Genomic DNA, 16,820 nt, shown 5'->3' with positions numbered 1-16,820 from the left:
ATGTGCGGTATTGTAGGTTATGTAGGACCTAAGGATTGCAGTGAGGTGCTTGTTAATGCTCTCACAAAGCTTGAATACAGAGGCTATGACTCGGCAGGTATTGCGGTTTTTGATAACGGAGAAATCAAGACCGTAAAGACCAAGGGTAAGCTTCAGGACTTAAAGGATAAGCTTGCAGAGGTCGGCACTCCGAAAGGTCATGTCGGCATAGGTCACACCCGTTGGGCAACCCACGGCGAGCCTTCGGATGTAAACTCACATCCACACAGCGGTGCAAGGGTTACAATCGTTCACAACGGTATTATTGAAAACTATATGGAGCTTAAAGACTTCCTCATCTCAAAGGGAAGAACTTTTTTAAGCGACACAGATACAGAGGTTGTTGCTCAGCTCCTCGACTATAAATACAACGGAAATCCTCTTGAAACAATCGACAGTGTAATGGCTGAGCTTAAGGGTTCGTTTGCACTCGGAATTATGTTCAAGGATTTCCCCGACAGAGTTTTTGCGGTTCGCCGTGAAAGTCCTCTTATCGTAGGCGTTGCAGAAGGCGAGTGCTTTATTGCGTCCGATGTTCCCGCAATTCTTCAGTACACAAGGGATTATTATCTTCTTGACCATGATGAAATCGTAACACTTTCACCAGACGGTGTTTCGTTTGTTGACGAACACCTTGATCCGATTGAAAAGGAACTTCAGACAGCCGACTGGGATATGGAGGCTGCCGAAAAGGGCGGTTATCCGCACTTTATGATTAAGGAAATCAACGAACAGCCCGAGGCTATCAGAACAACGATTATGCCGAGAATCAAAGAGGGACTTCCGTTCCTTGAGGAATGCGGCATCACAACAGAAACAATCAAGGATTTCAAAAATATCACAATTGTTGCCTGCGGTACTGCCATGCATGCAGGTATGGTCGGCAAGTATGTTATTGAGGATCTCGCAAGAGTTTCCGTAAATGTTGACATTGCGTCTGAGTTCCGTTACAGAAATCCGATTGTAGGCGAGGGCGACCTTGTAATCATCATTTCACAGTCGGGCGAAACAGCCGACAGCCTTGCCGCAATGCGTCTTGCCAAGCAGAAGGGTGCAAAAACTCTTGCAATCGTAAACGCAAAGGGCAGTTCAATTGCCCGTGAGGCGGATATGCTCATCTACACACTCGCAGGTCCCGAAATTTCCGTTCCGTCAACAAAGGCATACATCACACAGCTTTCTGTTATGTATCTCTTTGCCTTTGAGCTTGCTCTTGCAAAGGAAACAATCAGCACAGCCGAGTGCAAGCGACTTGTTTCGGCTCTTACAAAAATGCCTGAGGCAGTTCAGTATGTAATTGACAACTGCGAGGATACCTGCAAGTTCGTTGCCACAAAGCTTGTTGCAACCGACAGCCTGCTTTACATAGGCAGAGGTCTTGACTATGCCCTTTCAATGGAGGGTTCACTCAAGCTCAAAGAGGTTTCGTACATTCATTCAGAAAGCTATGCCGCAGGCGAGTTAAAGCACGGCACAATTTCGCTTATTGACGAGGATGTTCCGGTTATCGCCGTTGCAACTCAGACAGGTATTATCCCCAAGACAATCAGCAATGTTGTTGAGGTTAAGTCAAGAGGTGCAAAGGTTATTCTTGTTTGTACAGACGCCTGTGCAAGAGAACTCAAGGACGGTGTTGCGGATTATGTTATCGAAATTCCGCATACAGACGAGCTTCTTATGCCGATTACAGCGGTAGTTCCGCTCCAGATTCTTGCTTATTACACATCAATCAACAGAGGTATTGATCCCGATAAGCCAAAGAACCTTGCAAAATCCGTTACAGTAGAATAAAACGGTGCTTTATGTTCGGGAAGTTAGTCTGCAAAATGTGAGGGCTGAGCTGCCCGAACGGCAGTCTTGTTTTTAATTGAAAATTGAAAATGGAAAATTTTGGTCGGCGGTGTGCCGCCGCAGTTTTTTTGAGATTATAGTCAGATAAAAAAATTGCATTGATGCCAGATACGGCATTGATGCAATTTTTGCTTTATATGAAAGTTAATGCCTGTCTGTAGGGTCTTTGCCGGATAACAGTATTTTATTTTTCAAACAACTCAGGGTGCATTCTGCTGTAGTGAAAAATATACTGTTGGGCGATGCCTGCGTACTGACCGAAATCGTCACCGTTCATATTCGGGAACAGCTTTTCCATTGCCCGCTTCATCCACACATCAATCGGGAAAGCCTCAATCCTGTGCATACCGAAAAGAAGCGTGCAGTCGGCAACCTTTTTGCCGACGCCCGTAATTTTCATAAGCTCTGTTCTTGCGTCTTCATAATCAAGTGTGAAACAGCTGTTAAGGTTCACATCGCCGTTTGCAACCTTTTGTGACGCGTCAATAATGTAGCGGTTGCGAAATCCTGCCCTGAGCGGTGCAAGGTCATCGGGCGAGAGCGTGGCAAGTGTTTCCGCTGTCGGAAACGCATATTCCCCGTCGGCAAGCCGTGTGCCGAAGTTTTCGCACAAACGCTCAACTATGCCCTTGATTCGCTTGATGTTGTTGTTCTGCGAAATAATGAATGTGCAGAGCGTTTCAAACGGTTCTTGCCTCAAAATTCTTATGCCGGGGGCATACTTTGCCGCCTCGTTCAGAACGGGGTGAATTGTGCTGATTTCTTCACGGATTTTTCTGTAATCAAGTGCAAAATCAAAGTAGCTGTACCAAATATTCTTGAAATCGTCAGCCGTTGCATTTTCAATGTACATATCGGTTTTGTCAAGTTTGACGCTCACGCTTTTGCCGTAAGCAACACCGTGGAATGAACCGTCAGCCTGCGGCTTCCAACGAAAGCTCTGACCGCAGTCGAGAGTCTGCGCAAGGTCAAGGTCATGCACATCGGTTACTTTGATTTTGTTGTTAAGTTCAATACATTCCATAATTTTCACCGCCGAAATTTTCTTAATAAAGTATATCACATTCGGTAGATTTATGATATACTAAATTTTAAATTACAGCCTCATTGGGAAGCCGATGCCGGACGGTTAAGGATAAAACATTGCATTTTGATATTGACATAAAATTGTATTTGCAAAATTTCCGATGATATAATGTGTTTATAAAAAATTTGCAGGGCGTTAAGCTTTTGAGCTTCACGATACTGCAAATCGAAGGAGTGACAATATGAAAACCGATAAAGTAATAACCGCAACAGTTGAATATTTTGGAAGTGACAAGAAAAGAATTCACCATTTTCTCAAGGTTTATTCATTCGCAAAGACAATCGGCGAAAGCGAAAATCTCTCCGCCGACGAACAGGAGCTTCTTGAAATTGCCGCAATTGTTCACGACATCGGCATAAAGGTCAGCGAAGAAAAGTATAATTCTTCCGCAGGAAAGTATCAGGAACTTGAAGGACCCCGTGAGGCTGAAAAGTTGCTTGCCGCTCTCGGCTACGAAAAAACATTTATTGACAAGGTTTGTTACCTTGTGGGACACCACCACACCTATGAAAATATTGATACTTTGCCGTACCGAATTTTGGTAGAGGCAGACTTCCTTGTGAACCTTTACGAGGACGATTCAAGCCGCAGTGCAGCAGAGCAGGCATATGAGAAAATTTTCCGCACAAATACAGGAAAAAATCTGCTGAAAATAATGTTCCTCATACCCTAAAATTGTACTCATTTACCATAGTGTTTTAAGCGTGAAAAAGTGGTGTAAAAAGTATCTCAAAATGCTTGACAACGCCCTTAAAAAGTGTTATTTTAATGGTGTTGGTTATATGATTATAAAAGTGAATAAATGACAGTATACAAGGATGTATGACGATTTTTTCAAGGAGCTGACCTTACCGGGCGTCTGCTTGGAATTGAGTCGGCATTTTTTTGTGTCATATACAAAATTCAGTATTAATTATCATTATCGGAGGTTTTACAGTAATGAGAGAAGAATGGACAAATTTTGCAGGTGGCAAATGGGAGTCCGACATTGATGTCAGAGACTTCATTCAGAGAAACTACACACCTTATGACGGCGACCAGTCTTTCCTTGAAGGTCCTACAGAAGCAACAGACAAGCTTTGGGGCGAGCTTAAGGAACTCCAGAAGGAAGAAAGAGCCAAGGGCGGCGTTCTTGATATGGAAACTGAGGTTGTAAGCGGCATCACAGCTTACGGCGCTGCATATCTTGATAAAGACCTTGAAAAGGTTGTAGGTCTTCAGACAGACAAGCCTCTCAAGCGTGCATTTATGCCTTACGGCGGTATCAAAATGGCTGAGCAGTCATGCCAGATGTATGGCTACACTCCAAGCCCTAAACTCCACGAAATCTTTACAAAATATCACAAGACTCACAACCAGGGTGTATTCGATATCTACACTCCTGAGATGAAGCTTGCCCGTCACAACAAGATTCTTACAGGTCTTCCTGACACATACGGCAGAGGCAGAATTGTCGGTGACTACAGAAGAGTTGCTCTTTACGGTATTGACCGTCTTATCGAAGGCAAGAAAGAGGACTTTGCAGAAACAAACCGTCAGGGCATGAGAAGAGGCGACTTCCAGCTTCGTGAAGAAATCGCCGATCAGATTCGTGCTCTTAACGATATGAAGGAAATGGCACTTTCTTACGGCTTTGATATTTCACAGCCTGCTAAGAATGCCGCAGAAGCAGTTCAGTGGCTCTACTTCGGCTACCTTGCTGCCATCAAGACTCAGAACGGCGCTGCAATGAGCGTTGGTCGTGTATCAACATTCCTCGACATCTACATTGAGCGTGACCTTGAGAACGGTACACTTACAGAATCACAGGCTCAGGAACTCGTTGACCACTTTGTTATGAAGTGCCGTATGGTTAAGTTCGCAAGAATCGAGTCTTACAACCAGCTCTTCTCGGGCGACCCTGTATGGGCTACACTCGAAGTTGCAGGTCTTGGCATTGACGGCCGTTCAATGGTTACAAAGAACGACTACCGTTTCCTCCACACACTTGAGAATATGGGACCTTCACCTGAGCCAAACCTCACAGTTCTTTATTCTTCAAGACTTCCCGAGAACTTCAAGAAGTATGCTGCTCATATTTCAGTTACAACAAGCTCAATTCAGTACGAGAATGATGATGTAATGCGTCCTGTATGGGGCGATGATTACTCAATCTGCTGCTGCGTATCCGCAACACAGACAGGTAAGGAAATCCAGTTCTTCGGCGCAAGAGCTAACCTTGCTAAGTGCCTTCTCTACGCTATCAACGGCGGTGTTGATGAAAAGACAAAGATGCAGGTTGGTCCTGAATATACACCTATCACATCAGAGTACCTTGATTATGACGAAGTTGTCAAGAAGTATGACACAATGATGGATTGGCTTGCTCACCTCTATGTAGGCACACTTAACATGATTCACTATATGCACGATAAGTACTACTATGAGGCAGCAGAAATGGCTCTTATTGATACAGATGTAAGAAGAACATTTGCAACAGGTATTGCAGGCTTCTCACATGTTGTTGACTCACTCAGCGCTATTAAGTACGCTAAGGTTAAGGTTATCCGTGACGAGGACGGCATCGCTGTTGACTTTGAAACAGAGGGCGACTTCCCAAGATACGGTAACAATGACGAGAGAGCAGATAAGATTGCCGTTGATCTTCTTAAGACATTTATGGCTAAGCTTAAGTACTGCCACACATACAGAGATTCAGAGCCTACAACTTCTATCCTTACAATCACATCAAATGTTGTTTACGGTAAGGCTACAGGTTCACTTCCTGACGGCAGAAAAGCAGGCGAGCCGCTTTCACCGGGTGCTAACCCATGCTACGGTGCAGAGAAGAACGGTCTTCTTGCTTCACTTAACTCTGTTGCTAAGCTTCCTTATGAGTACGCTCTTGATGGTATTTCAAATACTCAGACAATCAACCCGGGTGCTCTCGGACACAACGATGACGAGCGTGTTGACAACCTCGTAAATGTTATGGACGGCTACTTTGATCAGGGCGCACACCACCTCAATGTAAATGTATTCGGTACAGAAAAGCTCATTGACGCTATGGAGCATCCTGAGAAGGAAGAGTATGCTAACTTCACAATCCGTGTATCGGGTTATGCTGTTAAGTTCATCGACCTTACAAGAGAGCAGCAGCTGGATGTTATTGCCAGAACCTGCCACGACAGAATGTAATGTCGGACAGCGCTGTTAAAGGCTTTGTACACTCAATAGAAACTTTTGGTTCAGTTGACGGTCCGGGTGTGAGATTTGTGATTTTTCTGAGCGGCTGCGCAATGCGTTGCCAGTTCTGCCACAATCCCGACACCTGGAAACACGATGAAAACACCGTGGAATACACCGCCGACGAACTGCTTAATAAAGCGCTTGCATACCGCCCATATTGGAAAAATAAGGGCGGTATCACAGTAAGCGGAGGTGAGCCGCTTTTACAGATTGACTTTTTGCTTGATTTGTTCAAGAAGGCTAAAAAGCAGGGCGTTAATACCTGTATTGACACAAGCGCCAACCCGTTTACAACAAAAGAGCCGTTCTATTCAAAGTGGAAAGAGCTAATGGAATATACGGATTTGCTGTTGCTTGATATAAAGCATATCGACAACGAACAGCACAAAATCCTTACAGGACAGCCAAACACCAATATTCTTGAAATGGCAAGACAGCTTTCCGATATGGGCAAGCCCGTATGGATAAGGCATGTTCTTGTGCCTGAAAGAAATGATAAGGACGAGTATCTTTTCAGACTTGCCGACTTTATCCGTTCGCTCAAGAATGTTGAGCGTGTAGAGGTGCTTCCGTATCACACACTCGGTGTGTACAAGTGGAAGGCTCTCGGTTATGACTATCCTTTGGAGGGCATTGACCCACCGTCAAAAGAGCGTGTTAAGAATGCGGAAATGATTCTTAACGGTGAAAAAACAAGAGAATAATTTTGTTTATAATATAAGGAACGGCAGTACCGATTTTTTTGGTACTGCCGTTTTTGTTTTGATTTTTATTTGTTATTCTGCTTTTGTTGTTTCTTCTTCAGCCAAAATTGATGAATCAAAGGTGTATTCAAAGATTTTTAAGCCGTCCTTGTTGAGAAATCGTCACAGTCGGAAGAACCGATTACTACTCAGGGACAGACTGTTCAGACTGCTCCGACGGGTGAGCCTGCAACTGTCGGTACAACCTCTGCAAATCCGACTTCGGCAACAGGCGGTGCCTCAACATTGGACAGCACTCCTTCACAGCCTGATAAAAACGGCAGTGTTCAGACAGGAGTGACAGCAACGGCTGTTATGATGCTTGTTGTAATTTCGGGCGGAGTGCTTTTTGCCCTTGCAGAGCGTAAAAAGAGAATATAACACACTGACAGCCATTTGTGCAAAGATTATCAGTTGCCTATTGCAAAATTTGTAAAAAAGATATAAAATAGAATCAGACAAAAAAATATGGCTTTTTCGCTACATTATATCAATTATGAAAGAGGTGCCAGAAATGGATAAAAACAAAAAATTATTCTACACAATTATCGGTGCAGTTTCTGCACTTGCGGCTGCCGTGGCAGCACTTCTCGCTTTAAAAAAGCACAGATGTGCAGAACAGAAGCTTATTGAGGAAATTGACGATATTGTTTCCGAAAAAGAGCCCGAAGAGGTTGCAAATGAAGAACCGCAGGCAGAAGTTACAGCCGATGAGCTTGCCGAGGAAGAATAATCAGCGGCTCGCCGTAGTATTTCATATGCAATATAAATTTGTGTCCCATGCCGGAATGTAGGGGTGGTGGCGGAGAAAGATTTTGTAGTCGGGATTCACGCTGTGAATATACAACGCAAGTCGGAAAATGTCTTCAAACCTGTGATATGCCGAAAAATTCAGCTTTGGTTTGCAGTTCTTCATAGTTTTCTGCATACCGACAAGAGTTTCCATATCCGCCCCCTCGACATCGGCTTTAATATAGCCTGCCGCCATTCCGCAGAGAATCGTATCGACTGTCGCAACCTTTGTTGCAACGCCCTTGTCGGCAATTGCGCTGTTGCGGCCTGCCTTGTTGTTGAATATAAGCTCCGTGTTTTTGCTGTATGAACCGAGCTGCCAAAGCGACACATTCGCCATACCTTTGCAATGAAGTTTCAGCTTTTCAAAATTTTTTGCGTTTGGTTCAAAGGCAATTATACGCTTGTACTTGCCGTTTGTGTAGTGCAGAAATTCGTCAATCGTGTCGCCGTTGTATGCGCCGAGGTCAACATAGCTCTCGTTTTCACCGAGATTTAAAATGTTGGCGAAAGCCTCGTCCTTGTCGGTTGTGACAGGGGGGAGGAGGTCAATTCTGCCGGTGAAGTAGAATTTCAGAATATTTTCGTAAACCTCTTTTGAAAGGTCGTCGGCAAGCAGACTGTATGCACCTTCGATTTGCTCCTTGTTTTCGTTGATAAAATCACTGTCAAAAAGTCTGTCGCCAAAAACAGGAACAGAGGGGACAAGCGTTTCGTGCTTTTCGGAAATTTTCGTAATGTGTGCCATAACATCAGGCAGTTGGCTTGCAAAGCAGAGGGCGATAATAACATCACCTAATTCTGCCTCAACATCGGAAAGCTTTTTAACCGTAAAACTGTGGAATTTTTGACCGCGCACGAAATCGTCGCTTGCAATAACGGCAGACGCTTTAATTCCGTAACGGTCAAATGCGGCAAGAACCTTATCAGCACCGTCACCCATTCCGTAAAGCACAACAGGCTTTGCGGAATTTTTTAGTTGTTCCCATACAGATATTTCGTTTTTTAAAAGTTCGGTTATATTAAACATAAGTATACTCCAATTAGTGTATATGGCATTGTAATTGTATTCGCAATGAACGCCCCTACGGGTTTGCAAAGCAAAAAAAGTATAAAAAAACGCCCACCCTATTGGGTGGACACTTTATATGTCGGCATCTCCCTATTTTTCCGGGCCGTCACCAGCCAAGTATCTTCGGCACCACTGAGCTTAACTTCTGTGTTCGGTATGGGAACAGGTGGACCCTCAGCGTCATCAACACCAACTTATTAACTTTTGTTTCTCTCTTGAGAACAGTATTGATTATACTACGGGCTGCACCAAATGTCAACACTTTTTTTAAAAAAATTTAAAAATTCTTTTAAAACCTTGAAAAGCCCGTATTTATCCCGATTTATCGCCGTTTTAACCGTCATTGAACCCAATGTATACTTGATGCGGTGAAAAATTATACATATTTTGTCACAATAAAGTGTAAAAAATAGGTTGCCGCAGTTTTTCGTAAATTATTGACTAAACGGATAAAAATGTGTACAATTAAATAGATTAGAATAGATTGGGATGTTTAGAATGAATAATGTAAATAAGTGTAAAATGCTTTTGTCATCACTCTCTGTATTCAGAGGTATAATGAACAGAAGCGTTCCGAAAGCCTTTTATGAACTTTTGCTTTCGCTTGACAAAAAGCCTGAGGAATTTCTCGGTGCATACGGCAAGCTTTGCTCTATGCTTTGCGAAAGAGGCTGTGCGGATAAGTTCGCGTTCGCAATCAGCGAAACGGCTCTTTTTGACGATAACTGTTTTGCTCGTGCCGCAACAGCAGGCAAGCAGGACGAGTTACCCGAAAATGTTATCTCTGCTGTAAAGACAGACTGTGACGCTATTTTAACGGCTGCAGAGCTCACTTCGGACGAGGTGCTTGAAGCATATGCCTATGCCGACAAAATCAAAGAGCTTATTCCGATTCTCCCAAAGTGGCAGACGGGCAAGTGCGCTCCGTGCTTTGACGGCTTTGACGGTTCACTTGACAAGCTTTCTGCTTATTATAAGGAAAACGGCTGCGGTATGTTTGCCCGTTACAAGGCATTCATCTGGCGTGACGGCGACATTCAGCCCGTTGAGCATCCTGACAGGATTGATATGGATACATTTACGGGATATGAGCGTCAGAGAAGTCAGGTTGTCAACAATACGATTTCGTTTATTCAGGGCAAGAGCTGCAACAACTGCCTGCTTTACGGTGATAAGGGTACAGGTAAAAGCTCAACAGTCAAGGCAATTGCAAACGAGTTCCGCAAAGACGGACTCCGCATTGTTGAAATGCCCAAGGACAGACTTATTGACTTTCCGCTCCTTGTTGACAAGATTGCCGCTCTTCCGCTTAAATTTATTATATTCATTGACGATCTTTCGTTCCAGCATCAGGATCAGAGCTATACAACCCTTAAAGCAGTTCTTGAGGGCGGACTTGCGGCTCGTCCCGATAATGCGTTAATCTATGCAACATCAAACCGCAGGCATCTTGTTAAGGAAAGCATTTCCGACAGAACCCACACAGTTGACGATATAAATGTTCGTGATAATATGCAGGAAAGCCTTTCACTTTCAGACAGATTCGGTCTTGCGGTTTGTTACACAGTTCCCTCAAAGAACGATTTTCTTGAAATTGTATATTCTCTCGCAGAGCAAAGAGGCGTTAAGATGACTCATGAAGAGCTTGCCCTCGGTGCGGAGCAGTTTGCACTTTCAAGAGGCGGTCGTTCACCAAGATGCGCAAGACAGTATGTTGAATCACTGTTTTGCTGATAAACCGGAGGTAGTTTATGAAAACAAAAATAATTTCAATTGCTCTTGCAGTTGCTGTAATGCTTTCGGCAGTTGCTCTTTTGAGCGGCTGTTCTGACGGAGAGTACCCCGTTGAGGTGGCAAATCTTAAAATTGAAAGTAAGCCGGAGAACATTGTTGTTCTTGACGCACCCACAGCCGATATTCTTATTGCCACAGGCTATGACAGATACATTGTCGGCAGGAGCGACGAGGTTGACCAGAAGTCCGTTGAAGTTGCTCCGAGTATGGGTTCAAGCGAAAAGCCTGATGCCGACAAGATTATAGAGGTAGGGGCAGACCTTGTTTTTGCAGGTCCGACAATTGATGAGAGCGTAAAGAACAAGCTTAGCGACAAGGGTATTCAGGTCATAAAAATGTCACACGGTGATACTCCAAAGCAGGTTGAAACAAACTATATAACGATCAGCAAGATTTGCGGCGGCACAAAAACAGGTGCAAAGAACGGTGAGGATACTTACAATGACTTGCTTGACAAGATGAACAACTACAAACAGCAGGTCAACAGCAGAAATTCAGGTATCCTTGATACTGTATGCTATTTATATACGGAAGATGATCAGCTCAGAATTATGTCAAACGGAACATACGGCGATATGCTTCTCGGCTATACGGGTGCTGTTAATGTTGCAGTAAACATTACAGACAACGCTGTTGATGTTGCAACTCTTAGGGTTGCAAATCCGAATTTTGTATTTTACGCAGATGACGCAACTCTTAAAAAGATTAAGAGTGACGCAACGCTTGCAGGTCTTGGAGCGGTAAAGAACGGAAAAATTCTTGAGGTTTCCATTGAAGAAATGTCACGCCCCGGCAATACATCTCTTGAGGCACTTGAAAAAATGGTTTACTTTATGTATCCGGATCTCAAGCCGAAATCGGCAACAGCCGAAACAACCCAACCTGCAAAAGATTCATCTGCATCGAAAACTACCGCAACAACAGCCACAACCGCAACTCAGGCGGCAACGGCTGCAAACAGCTCAAAGTCGGTTGCGGATAAATACAAGCTTACCATTACATCCGACCTTTCACTTAAGCAGGAGGATGAAAACGATACGGTTAAAGCTATGCAGCTTCGCCTTTATAACATCGGCTACATCTCCGACAAGGACAATGTAACAGGCTATTACGGCGAGGTTACAGCCGAGGCGGTCAAGAAATTCCAAAAGCGGAATGGCTTGAAGGAAACAGGTACAGCTGATAACGCAACGCTTGTACTGCTGTTTGACAGCAGTGCCAAGAAGGCTAAATAATACGGCAAATAGCTTTACAAATTGAAGGCGGAAAACGAATGCGGGCGATGTGCCGCAACTTTCCGCATTAAAAGCGGTCGCAGGGTTATTATTTGACAAGACATTAGATGAAGGATTGCACCAATGCGCGGCAAGGCGTTGGTGCAATTTTTGTGTTCACACGGCAAGACTGTCCGCACAGGCATTGAGCGGCAGTCTGCAATAATCGTAAGGTTTTTACCTGTCAGACCTTGTATTTTTTTGACAGATTATGTATAATAAATTAGATATACATTCTGAAAGGCAGTATTATTGATTCTAATTTTAGTTTCGGGGGAATATACAAATATGATGAAAACTGTTTCAAAGCGAGTTGTGACACTTGCAGTTTGTGTTGTGACGGTGTTGTGCGGTATTTTTGCGTGTGCAGGTGCAACAAATGATTATGAAATTCCGCAGATTGACGATATGACGCTTTCAATGCCTGAAGGTATGAGTGCCATTACAAGGGACAGCAAAAGTACTGACAAATATTTTTCGGTTTTCGGCATTGATTACGAAACTACAATGAAAAGCTTTGAAAACGGAAATATATATCTGCAGGGCATGGACAGTATGTCATCGGTTATTTTGACCGTGACTATGACTAAAAATGAAAGCAGCGAAAATGTTTCCAATTATGCTCAGCTTTCTTCAAGTGAGCTTGTTAATATTCGCAACAACTTTTTAAACTCCGGAGAATACAAAAGCTGTACTCCGGATCAGCAGGAAAAGGTTGTATGGCTTGTGTTTGACGCAACTGCTCAGGGCGGCAGCGGCAATGTTAAGACCTTTGTGGCAAACACGGTGTACGACGGTATGAATATCAATATTACAATGCAGAGAACAGAGGGCAATGTTACTTCTGTTGATTATGATACATTTTCTAAGATTGTGTCATCGGTGAAATTCAGCGATTTGCCGTTTTCAAAGGGAATCATTCCATATATAATTATCGGCGGCGGTATTCTCATTGTTATTCTGATTATCATTATCATTATCTTTGCTGTCAGAATCAGAAAACATAAAAGAGCAAAGAGAAACAATGCTGTTCTTGAAGAACTTGCTTCAAAGTATAAGCTTGGCGACAAGGGCGGCGATTATGATATTGATAACTTTGACGATCAGCCAAAGCCCGAAAAGCGTTCAAAGAAAAAGCAAAGATATGTTGAAGAGGCTGAAGAAGAACACGCACCGGAGGGAAAAAGATATGCTCCCGAGGTGATAGCCGATTATGACGAGCATGACGGTTCGGAGTATGATCGTTCAACCTCAGATACGGGCTATGCAAGCGACAGCGAGATTGATGAGATTATCAATTCGGCAAGAGCTTATAAAAACGAGCTTGAGCGTGAAGTATACAAAAACAATTACGGTTACGAGGAAAACAGTACTGAGGACGAAAAAAAAAAGGAGCCTACCGAAGCAGACACCTCAGAGATTGAAACCGAAAAGAATAACAAAATCGAAGAGGATAACGCGGAAACACCTGAAGAATACGAAGACATAAGTTCTTCATCGGGTCCGACACTCGTTATCCCGGAACCCGAGCACGACCTCTTTGAAACAAGCGAACCCGACGATATTGACCGTGAGGATGATGCCGATGTTGTGGATGCCGAGGAAGTTCCCGAACAAAAGCACCCGCTTGAGAAAAAGGTTGACGAGTACGCAAACATCATTTTCGGAAGCGATGAGCCTGAGGAAGAGATTGACGATGAGGAGCTTGTGAGAGCTAAGGCTAAGAAAAACAAGTTTGACAGCGGCTATGATTTCTTTGAAGAAGCTCCCAAAAAGTCAATGGGAGTTATCAAAAGCTCCGACCTCAGAGATGCCGAGGATGTTGATGTTATCGGCGAGGTTGAAAAAAAGGCGGAAACCGTCAGGAAAAATGCACTTGAAGAAGAGCATAATAAAGAAAACGAGAGTGAACCGACCGATAAACGGTCAACGGAAGAGGTTCTTGCCAATGTAGGCAAAAACATCGGTAACGCTCTCAGGGGCTTTGCAGGCGGAGTTAAGAATTTTGGCATTCATTGCGGATACTTCTGCAAGAATGTTTCGAGAATGATAAAGCGTAAGCGTGCAATTGCCAAACGCAAAAAGGCAGAGGAAGAGAGAAGAGAGAGAGAAAGGCAAAAAGCGGAGCGTGCAAGAAGGCGTGCCGAAAGAGACGAAAACGACGGACTTGTTCAGGTCCACAGCAGAACCGACCGCCGCCCACAGCAGAATCACCGCCCCTCAAACAGAAACAATAGAAGATAATTCTTTTCTTAACGGAGAAAAAACACAATGGAAATGCTAATTAAAAACGCAGTGGTTGTTTCCCCTGCCGACAATCTTAACGAAAAAGCAGATATTCTCATCAAGGACGGTGTGATTGCCAAAATCGGCAGCGGTATCACATCGGACGGTGAGGTTATTGACGCAGACGGTCTTTGTGCCGTGCCGGGCTTTGTTGATATGCATGTGCATCTTCGTGATCCCGGTCAGACTCACAAGGAGGATATTATCACCGGCTGCAAGGCGGCTGCCGCAGGCGGTGTTACAAGCCTGCTTGCAATGCCGAACACCAACCCCACAACCGACAGTCCCGAGGTTGTAAGGTATATTCTCGACAAGGCTAAGGGTGCAGACAGCCGTGTTTATGTTGCGGCAAGCGTTACAAAGGGACTCAAAAGCGAAGCACCCACAGACATTGAAGCCGTGAAGAACGCAGGTGCAATCGCACTTACCGATGACGGCAGGCCTGTTGAAAACACAAAGTATTTAAGTGACGCAATTAAAAAAGCACCAAGGCTCGGTATGACAGTTGTTGCACATTGCGAGGACTTGTTCCTTGCCGACGGAGGCAAAATTAACGAGGGCGAGGTTTCGGAAAAGCTCGGAGTCAAGGGAATCCCTGCCGGCGCCGAGGACTGCGGAACTGCCAGAGAAATTGCACTTGCCGCCGCTCTTGACGAGCCTGTTCATATCTGCCATGTCAGCACCAAAACAAGCGTTGCGCTTATTCGTGACGCAAAAAAGAGAGGTGTTAAGGTGACCGCCGAAACCGCTCCGCATTATGTTTCGCTCACGGACAGAGAGCTTTTAAGAGGCGACGCTGATTACAGAATGAATCCGCCTCTCAGAACTCAGGCTGATGTTGACGAGATTATCAACGGACTTTGTGACGGCACGCTTGATGCCATAGCAACCGACCACGCACCGCATACCCCTGAGGAAAAGGCTGATTTTGTAAAAGCCCCCAACGGTTCAATCGGTATGGAAACCTCATTTGCGGTCTGCAACACATACCTTGTTAAGACAGGAAAAATGACGCTTTCACAGCTTGTTGAGAAGATGAGTGTTAATCCTGCAAGAATTTTGAAAATCAACGCAGGCACACTTTCAGTCGGTGCAAATGCCGATGTTGTTCTTGTAAATCCCGATGAAGAATGGACAGTTGATGTCGAAAAGCTTCACGGCAAAAGCAAAAATACACCGTTTAAAGGCAGAACCCTCACAGGCAAAGTCAAAAAGACAATCCTCGGCGGTAAGGTAGTTTTTGAGGATTGAGCAAATAAAACCCGTAGGGGTGGATATTATCCGCCCGCACGGCGAGCCGCCGTGCCCCGTTCGTGCAGACAGTTTTTGATAACAAAAACATATTATGCCCGAGCGTAGCATTGCAACCGTTTGTGCAAATAAATGTAGCGGCGAACCGTGTTCGCCAATCGGTTAAAATGGCAGTCAATGACTGTCGGTAAATAAACAGAAAATTTATTTAACATAAAGGAGTTAAATTATGGCACAGAAAGGCGACCTCCTGTCGGTAAGACAGGACATCAGAGTAGTAGACGCAACAATCCGTGACGGCGGTCTTTGCAACGATTTCAGATTTGACGACAAATTTATCAAGGCTCTTTACAATGCAAATGTTAAAGCCGGTGTTGATTATATGGAATTCGGCTACAAGGCATCAAAGGAAATCTTTAACGAAGAAGATTTCGGCAAGTGGAAATTCTGTAACGATGCAGATATCAGAAAAATTGTAGGCGACAACAAGACTCCTCTTAAAATCGCTGTTATGGCTGATGTCGGCAGAACAGATTTTAAGAAAGACATTATTGCAAGAAAAGACAGCCCGATTGACCTCATCAGAATTGCAACATATATCAACGCAATTCCTGCGGCTGTTGAAATGATTGAAGATGCCGCTAAAAAGGGCTACGAAACAACAATCAATATTATGGCTGTTTCAAAGGCAAGAACCGAGGATATTACAGCGGCTCTTGAAACTCTCGGCAAAACTCCCGTAAACGCTTTCTACATTGTTGACAGCTACGGCGCACTCTATCCCGAAGAGTCAAGAAGACTTGCAGACCTTTACTGCTCAATTGCCGATAAGTACGGCAAGTCGGTCGGTATCCACGCTCACAACAACCAGCAGCTTGCTTTTGCCAACACAATCGAGGCTATGACGCAGGGCGTAAGCTACCTTGACGCAACCGTTGACGGCATGGGCAGAGGCGCAGGCAACTGTGCTCTTGAGCTCCTCCTCGGTTTCCTCAAAAACCCGAAGTATCAGGTTGCTCCTATTCTCAAAATCATTGAGGAGTACACCCACAAGTTTAAGGCTGAGGGCGTTAAGTGGGGCTACGATATTCCGTATCTTCTCACAGGTCAGTACAATACGCACCCCCGTCCGGCAATTCAGTTTGTAAAAGAGGACAGACAGGATTACTACAAGTTCTCAAACGAACTTTATGATATTATCAACAGCTAAGGTAAACAGCTTTGCGGCTGCCGTCGGCAGATAAGGAAAGCAAAATTTAATATTCCGGATTCACTAAAGCCAATTTCGAAAGAAATTGGCTTTTTGCGTTTTTTCCTATTCCCTCCGAAAACTCACATCAAATTTCCTGCCGTGTTTATTTTAATGTTCTTTCTGTATTCCTACACCGTTACTAACAGCTGTA

13 protein-coding genes and 1 rRNA gene are annotated in these 16,820 nt (G+C 44.2%); 11 read left to right on the top strand and 3 right to left on the bottom strand.

Going from position 1 to position 16,820, the window contains the following annotated elements; translation table 11 throughout:
* A complete protein-coding gene (glmS, locus tag QDI94_RS07180; RefSeq protein ID WP_176791043.1) occupies positions 1-1,830 on the top strand; it encodes a glutamine--fructose-6-phosphate transaminase (isomerizing) in 1,830 nt (609 codons plus the stop codon).
* Between the two features lie 244 nt (positions 1,831-2,074).
* Here glmS and QDI94_RS07175 read toward each other — a convergent pair whose 3' ends face one another.
* Positions 2,075-2,914, bottom strand: a complete 840-nt coding sequence (locus QDI94_RS07175) for a DNA-3-methyladenine glycosylase family protein (RefSeq protein WP_278868090.1) — start codon at positions 2,912-2,914, stop codon at positions 2,075-2,077.
* A 244-nt stretch (positions 2,915-3,158) separates the two neighbouring features.
* Here QDI94_RS07175 and QDI94_RS07170 point away from each other — a divergent pair, with 244 nt between their 5' ends.
* The 5 genes from QDI94_RS07170 to QDI94_RS07150 all read left to right on the top strand — a co-directional run bounded on the left by QDI94_RS07170 (position 3,159) and on the right by QDI94_RS07150 (position 7,681).
* Entirely contained in the window at positions 3,159-3,650 is a 492-nt protein-coding gene (locus QDI94_RS07170) for an HD domain-containing protein (protein WP_278868088.1), read from the top strand.
* Positions 3,651-3,916: 266 nt separating this feature from the next.
* The gene (gene pflB, locus QDI94_RS07165) at positions 3,917-6,154 is read left to right on the top strand and encodes a formate C-acetyltransferase (RefSeq protein WP_278868086.1); all 2,238 of its coding nucleotides are present in this window, start codon (positions 3,917-3,919) and stop codon (positions 6,152-6,154) included.
* The gene (pflA, locus tag QDI94_RS07160) at positions 6,154-6,909 is read left to right on the top strand and encodes a pyruvate formate-lyase-activating protein (RefSeq protein ID WP_278868084.1); all 756 of its coding nucleotides are present in this window, start codon (positions 6,154-6,156) and stop codon (positions 6,907-6,909) included. The genes pflB and pflA overlap by 1 nt, the downstream gene beginning before the upstream one ends.
* 285 nt (positions 6,910-7,194) lie before the next feature.
* On the top strand, positions 7,195-7,329 hold the full coding sequence (locus QDI94_RS07155) for a hypothetical protein (RefSeq protein ID WP_278868082.1): 135 nt from the start codon (positions 7,195-7,197) through the stop codon (positions 7,327-7,329).
* Positions 7,330-7,462: 133 nt separating this feature from the next.
* On the top strand, positions 7,463-7,681 hold the full coding sequence (locus QDI94_RS07150) for a hypothetical protein (protein ID WP_101028685.1): 219 nt from the start codon (positions 7,463-7,465) through the stop codon (positions 7,679-7,681).
* A 21-nt stretch (positions 7,682-7,702) separates the two neighbouring features.
* Here QDI94_RS07150 and QDI94_RS07145 read toward each other — a convergent pair whose 3' ends face one another.
* Both QDI94_RS07145 and rrf read right to left on the bottom strand, forming a co-directional pair.
* Positions 7,703-8,770 carry an FkbM family methyltransferase gene (locus QDI94_RS07145; RefSeq protein ID WP_278868079.1) on the bottom strand — a complete coding sequence of 356 codons (1,068 nt, stop codon included), beginning with the start codon at positions 8,768-8,770 and terminating at the stop codon, positions 7,703-7,705.
* 119 nt (positions 8,771-8,889) lie between these two features.
* A 5S ribosomal RNA gene (gene rrf, locus QDI94_RS07140) occupies positions 8,890-9,006 on the bottom strand.
* A gap of 304 nt (positions 9,007-9,310) precedes the next feature.
* On the opposite strand from rrf, the gene QDI94_RS07135 reads away from it, so the two are divergent.
* From QDI94_RS07135 to QDI94_RS07115, 5 genes are all read left to right on the top strand, one after another.
* Complete coding sequence (locus QDI94_RS07135; protein ID WP_278868077.1) at positions 9,311-10,546, top strand: ATP-binding protein; 1,236 nt, start codon at positions 9,311-9,313, stop codon at positions 10,544-10,546.
* A gap of 17 nt (positions 10,547-10,563) precedes the next feature.
* On the top strand, positions 10,564-11,841 hold the full coding sequence (locus QDI94_RS07130; RefSeq protein WP_278868075.1) for a peptidoglycan-binding protein: 1,278 nt from the start codon (positions 10,564-10,566) through the stop codon (positions 11,839-11,841).
* 327 nt (positions 11,842-12,168) lie between these two features.
* On the top strand, positions 12,169-14,124 hold the full coding sequence (locus QDI94_RS07125; protein WP_278868073.1) for a hypothetical protein: 1,956 nt from the start codon (positions 12,169-12,171) through the stop codon (positions 14,122-14,124).
* 27 nt (positions 14,125-14,151) lie between these two features.
* A complete protein-coding gene (locus tag QDI94_RS07120; RefSeq protein ID WP_278868071.1) occupies positions 14,152-15,417 on the top strand; it encodes a dihydroorotase in 1,266 nt (421 codons plus the stop codon).
* A 229-nt stretch (positions 15,418-15,646) separates the two neighbouring features.
* Positions 15,647-16,627 carry an aldolase catalytic domain-containing protein gene (locus QDI94_RS07115; RefSeq protein ID WP_101028679.1) on the top strand — a complete coding sequence of 327 codons (981 nt, stop codon included), beginning with the start codon at positions 15,647-15,649 and terminating at the stop codon, positions 16,625-16,627.
* Positions 16,628-16,820: the final 193 nt, after the last annotated feature.

Source organism: Ruminococcus bromii (assembly GCF_928721825.1).
Lineage (GTDB): Bacteria > Bacillota > Clostridia > Oscillospirales > Acutalibacteraceae > Ruminococcoides > Ruminococcoides bromii.
The sequence above is the reverse complement of the archived record's forward strand: the minus strand, read 5'-3'. Positions and strand labels throughout refer to the sequence as shown.

Coding starts and splice junctions, on each gene's coding strand:
- glmS (WP_176791043.1), top strand. CDS start 1: ATGTGCGGTATTGTAGGTTATGTAGGACCTAAGGATTGCAGTGAGGTG.
- QDI94_RS07175 (WP_278868090.1), bottom strand. CDS start 2,914: ATGGAATGTATTGAACTTAACAACAAAATCAAAGTAACCGATGTGCAT.
- QDI94_RS07170 (WP_278868088.1), top strand. CDS start 3,159: ATGAAAACCGATAAAGTAATAACCGCAACAGTTGAATATTTTGGAAGT.
- pflB (WP_278868086.1), top strand. CDS start 3,917: ATGAGAGAAGAATGGACAAATTTTGCAGGTGGCAAATGGGAGTCCGAC.
- pflA (WP_278868084.1), top strand. CDS start 6,154: ATGTCGGACAGCGCTGTTAAAGGCTTTGTACACTCAATAGAAACTTTT.
- QDI94_RS07150 (WP_101028685.1), top strand. CDS start 7,463: ATGGATAAAAACAAAAAATTATTCTACACAATTATCGGTGCAGTTTCT.
- QDI94_RS07145 (WP_278868079.1), bottom strand. CDS start 8,770: ATGTTTAATATAACCGAACTTTTAAAAAACGAAATATCTGTATGGGAA.
- QDI94_RS07135 (WP_278868077.1), top strand. CDS start 9,311: ATGAATAATGTAAATAAGTGTAAAATGCTTTTGTCATCACTCTCTGTA.
- QDI94_RS07130 (WP_278868075.1), top strand. CDS start 10,564: ATGAAAACAAAAATAATTTCAATTGCTCTTGCAGTTGCTGTAATGCTT.
- QDI94_RS07125 (WP_278868073.1), top strand. CDS start 12,169: ATGATGAAAACTGTTTCAAAGCGAGTTGTGACACTTGCAGTTTGTGTT.
- QDI94_RS07120 (WP_278868071.1), top strand. CDS start 14,152: ATGGAAATGCTAATTAAAAACGCAGTGGTTGTTTCCCCTGCCGACAAT.
- QDI94_RS07115 (WP_101028679.1), top strand. CDS start 15,647: ATGGCACAGAAAGGCGACCTCCTGTCGGTAAGACAGGACATCAGAGTA.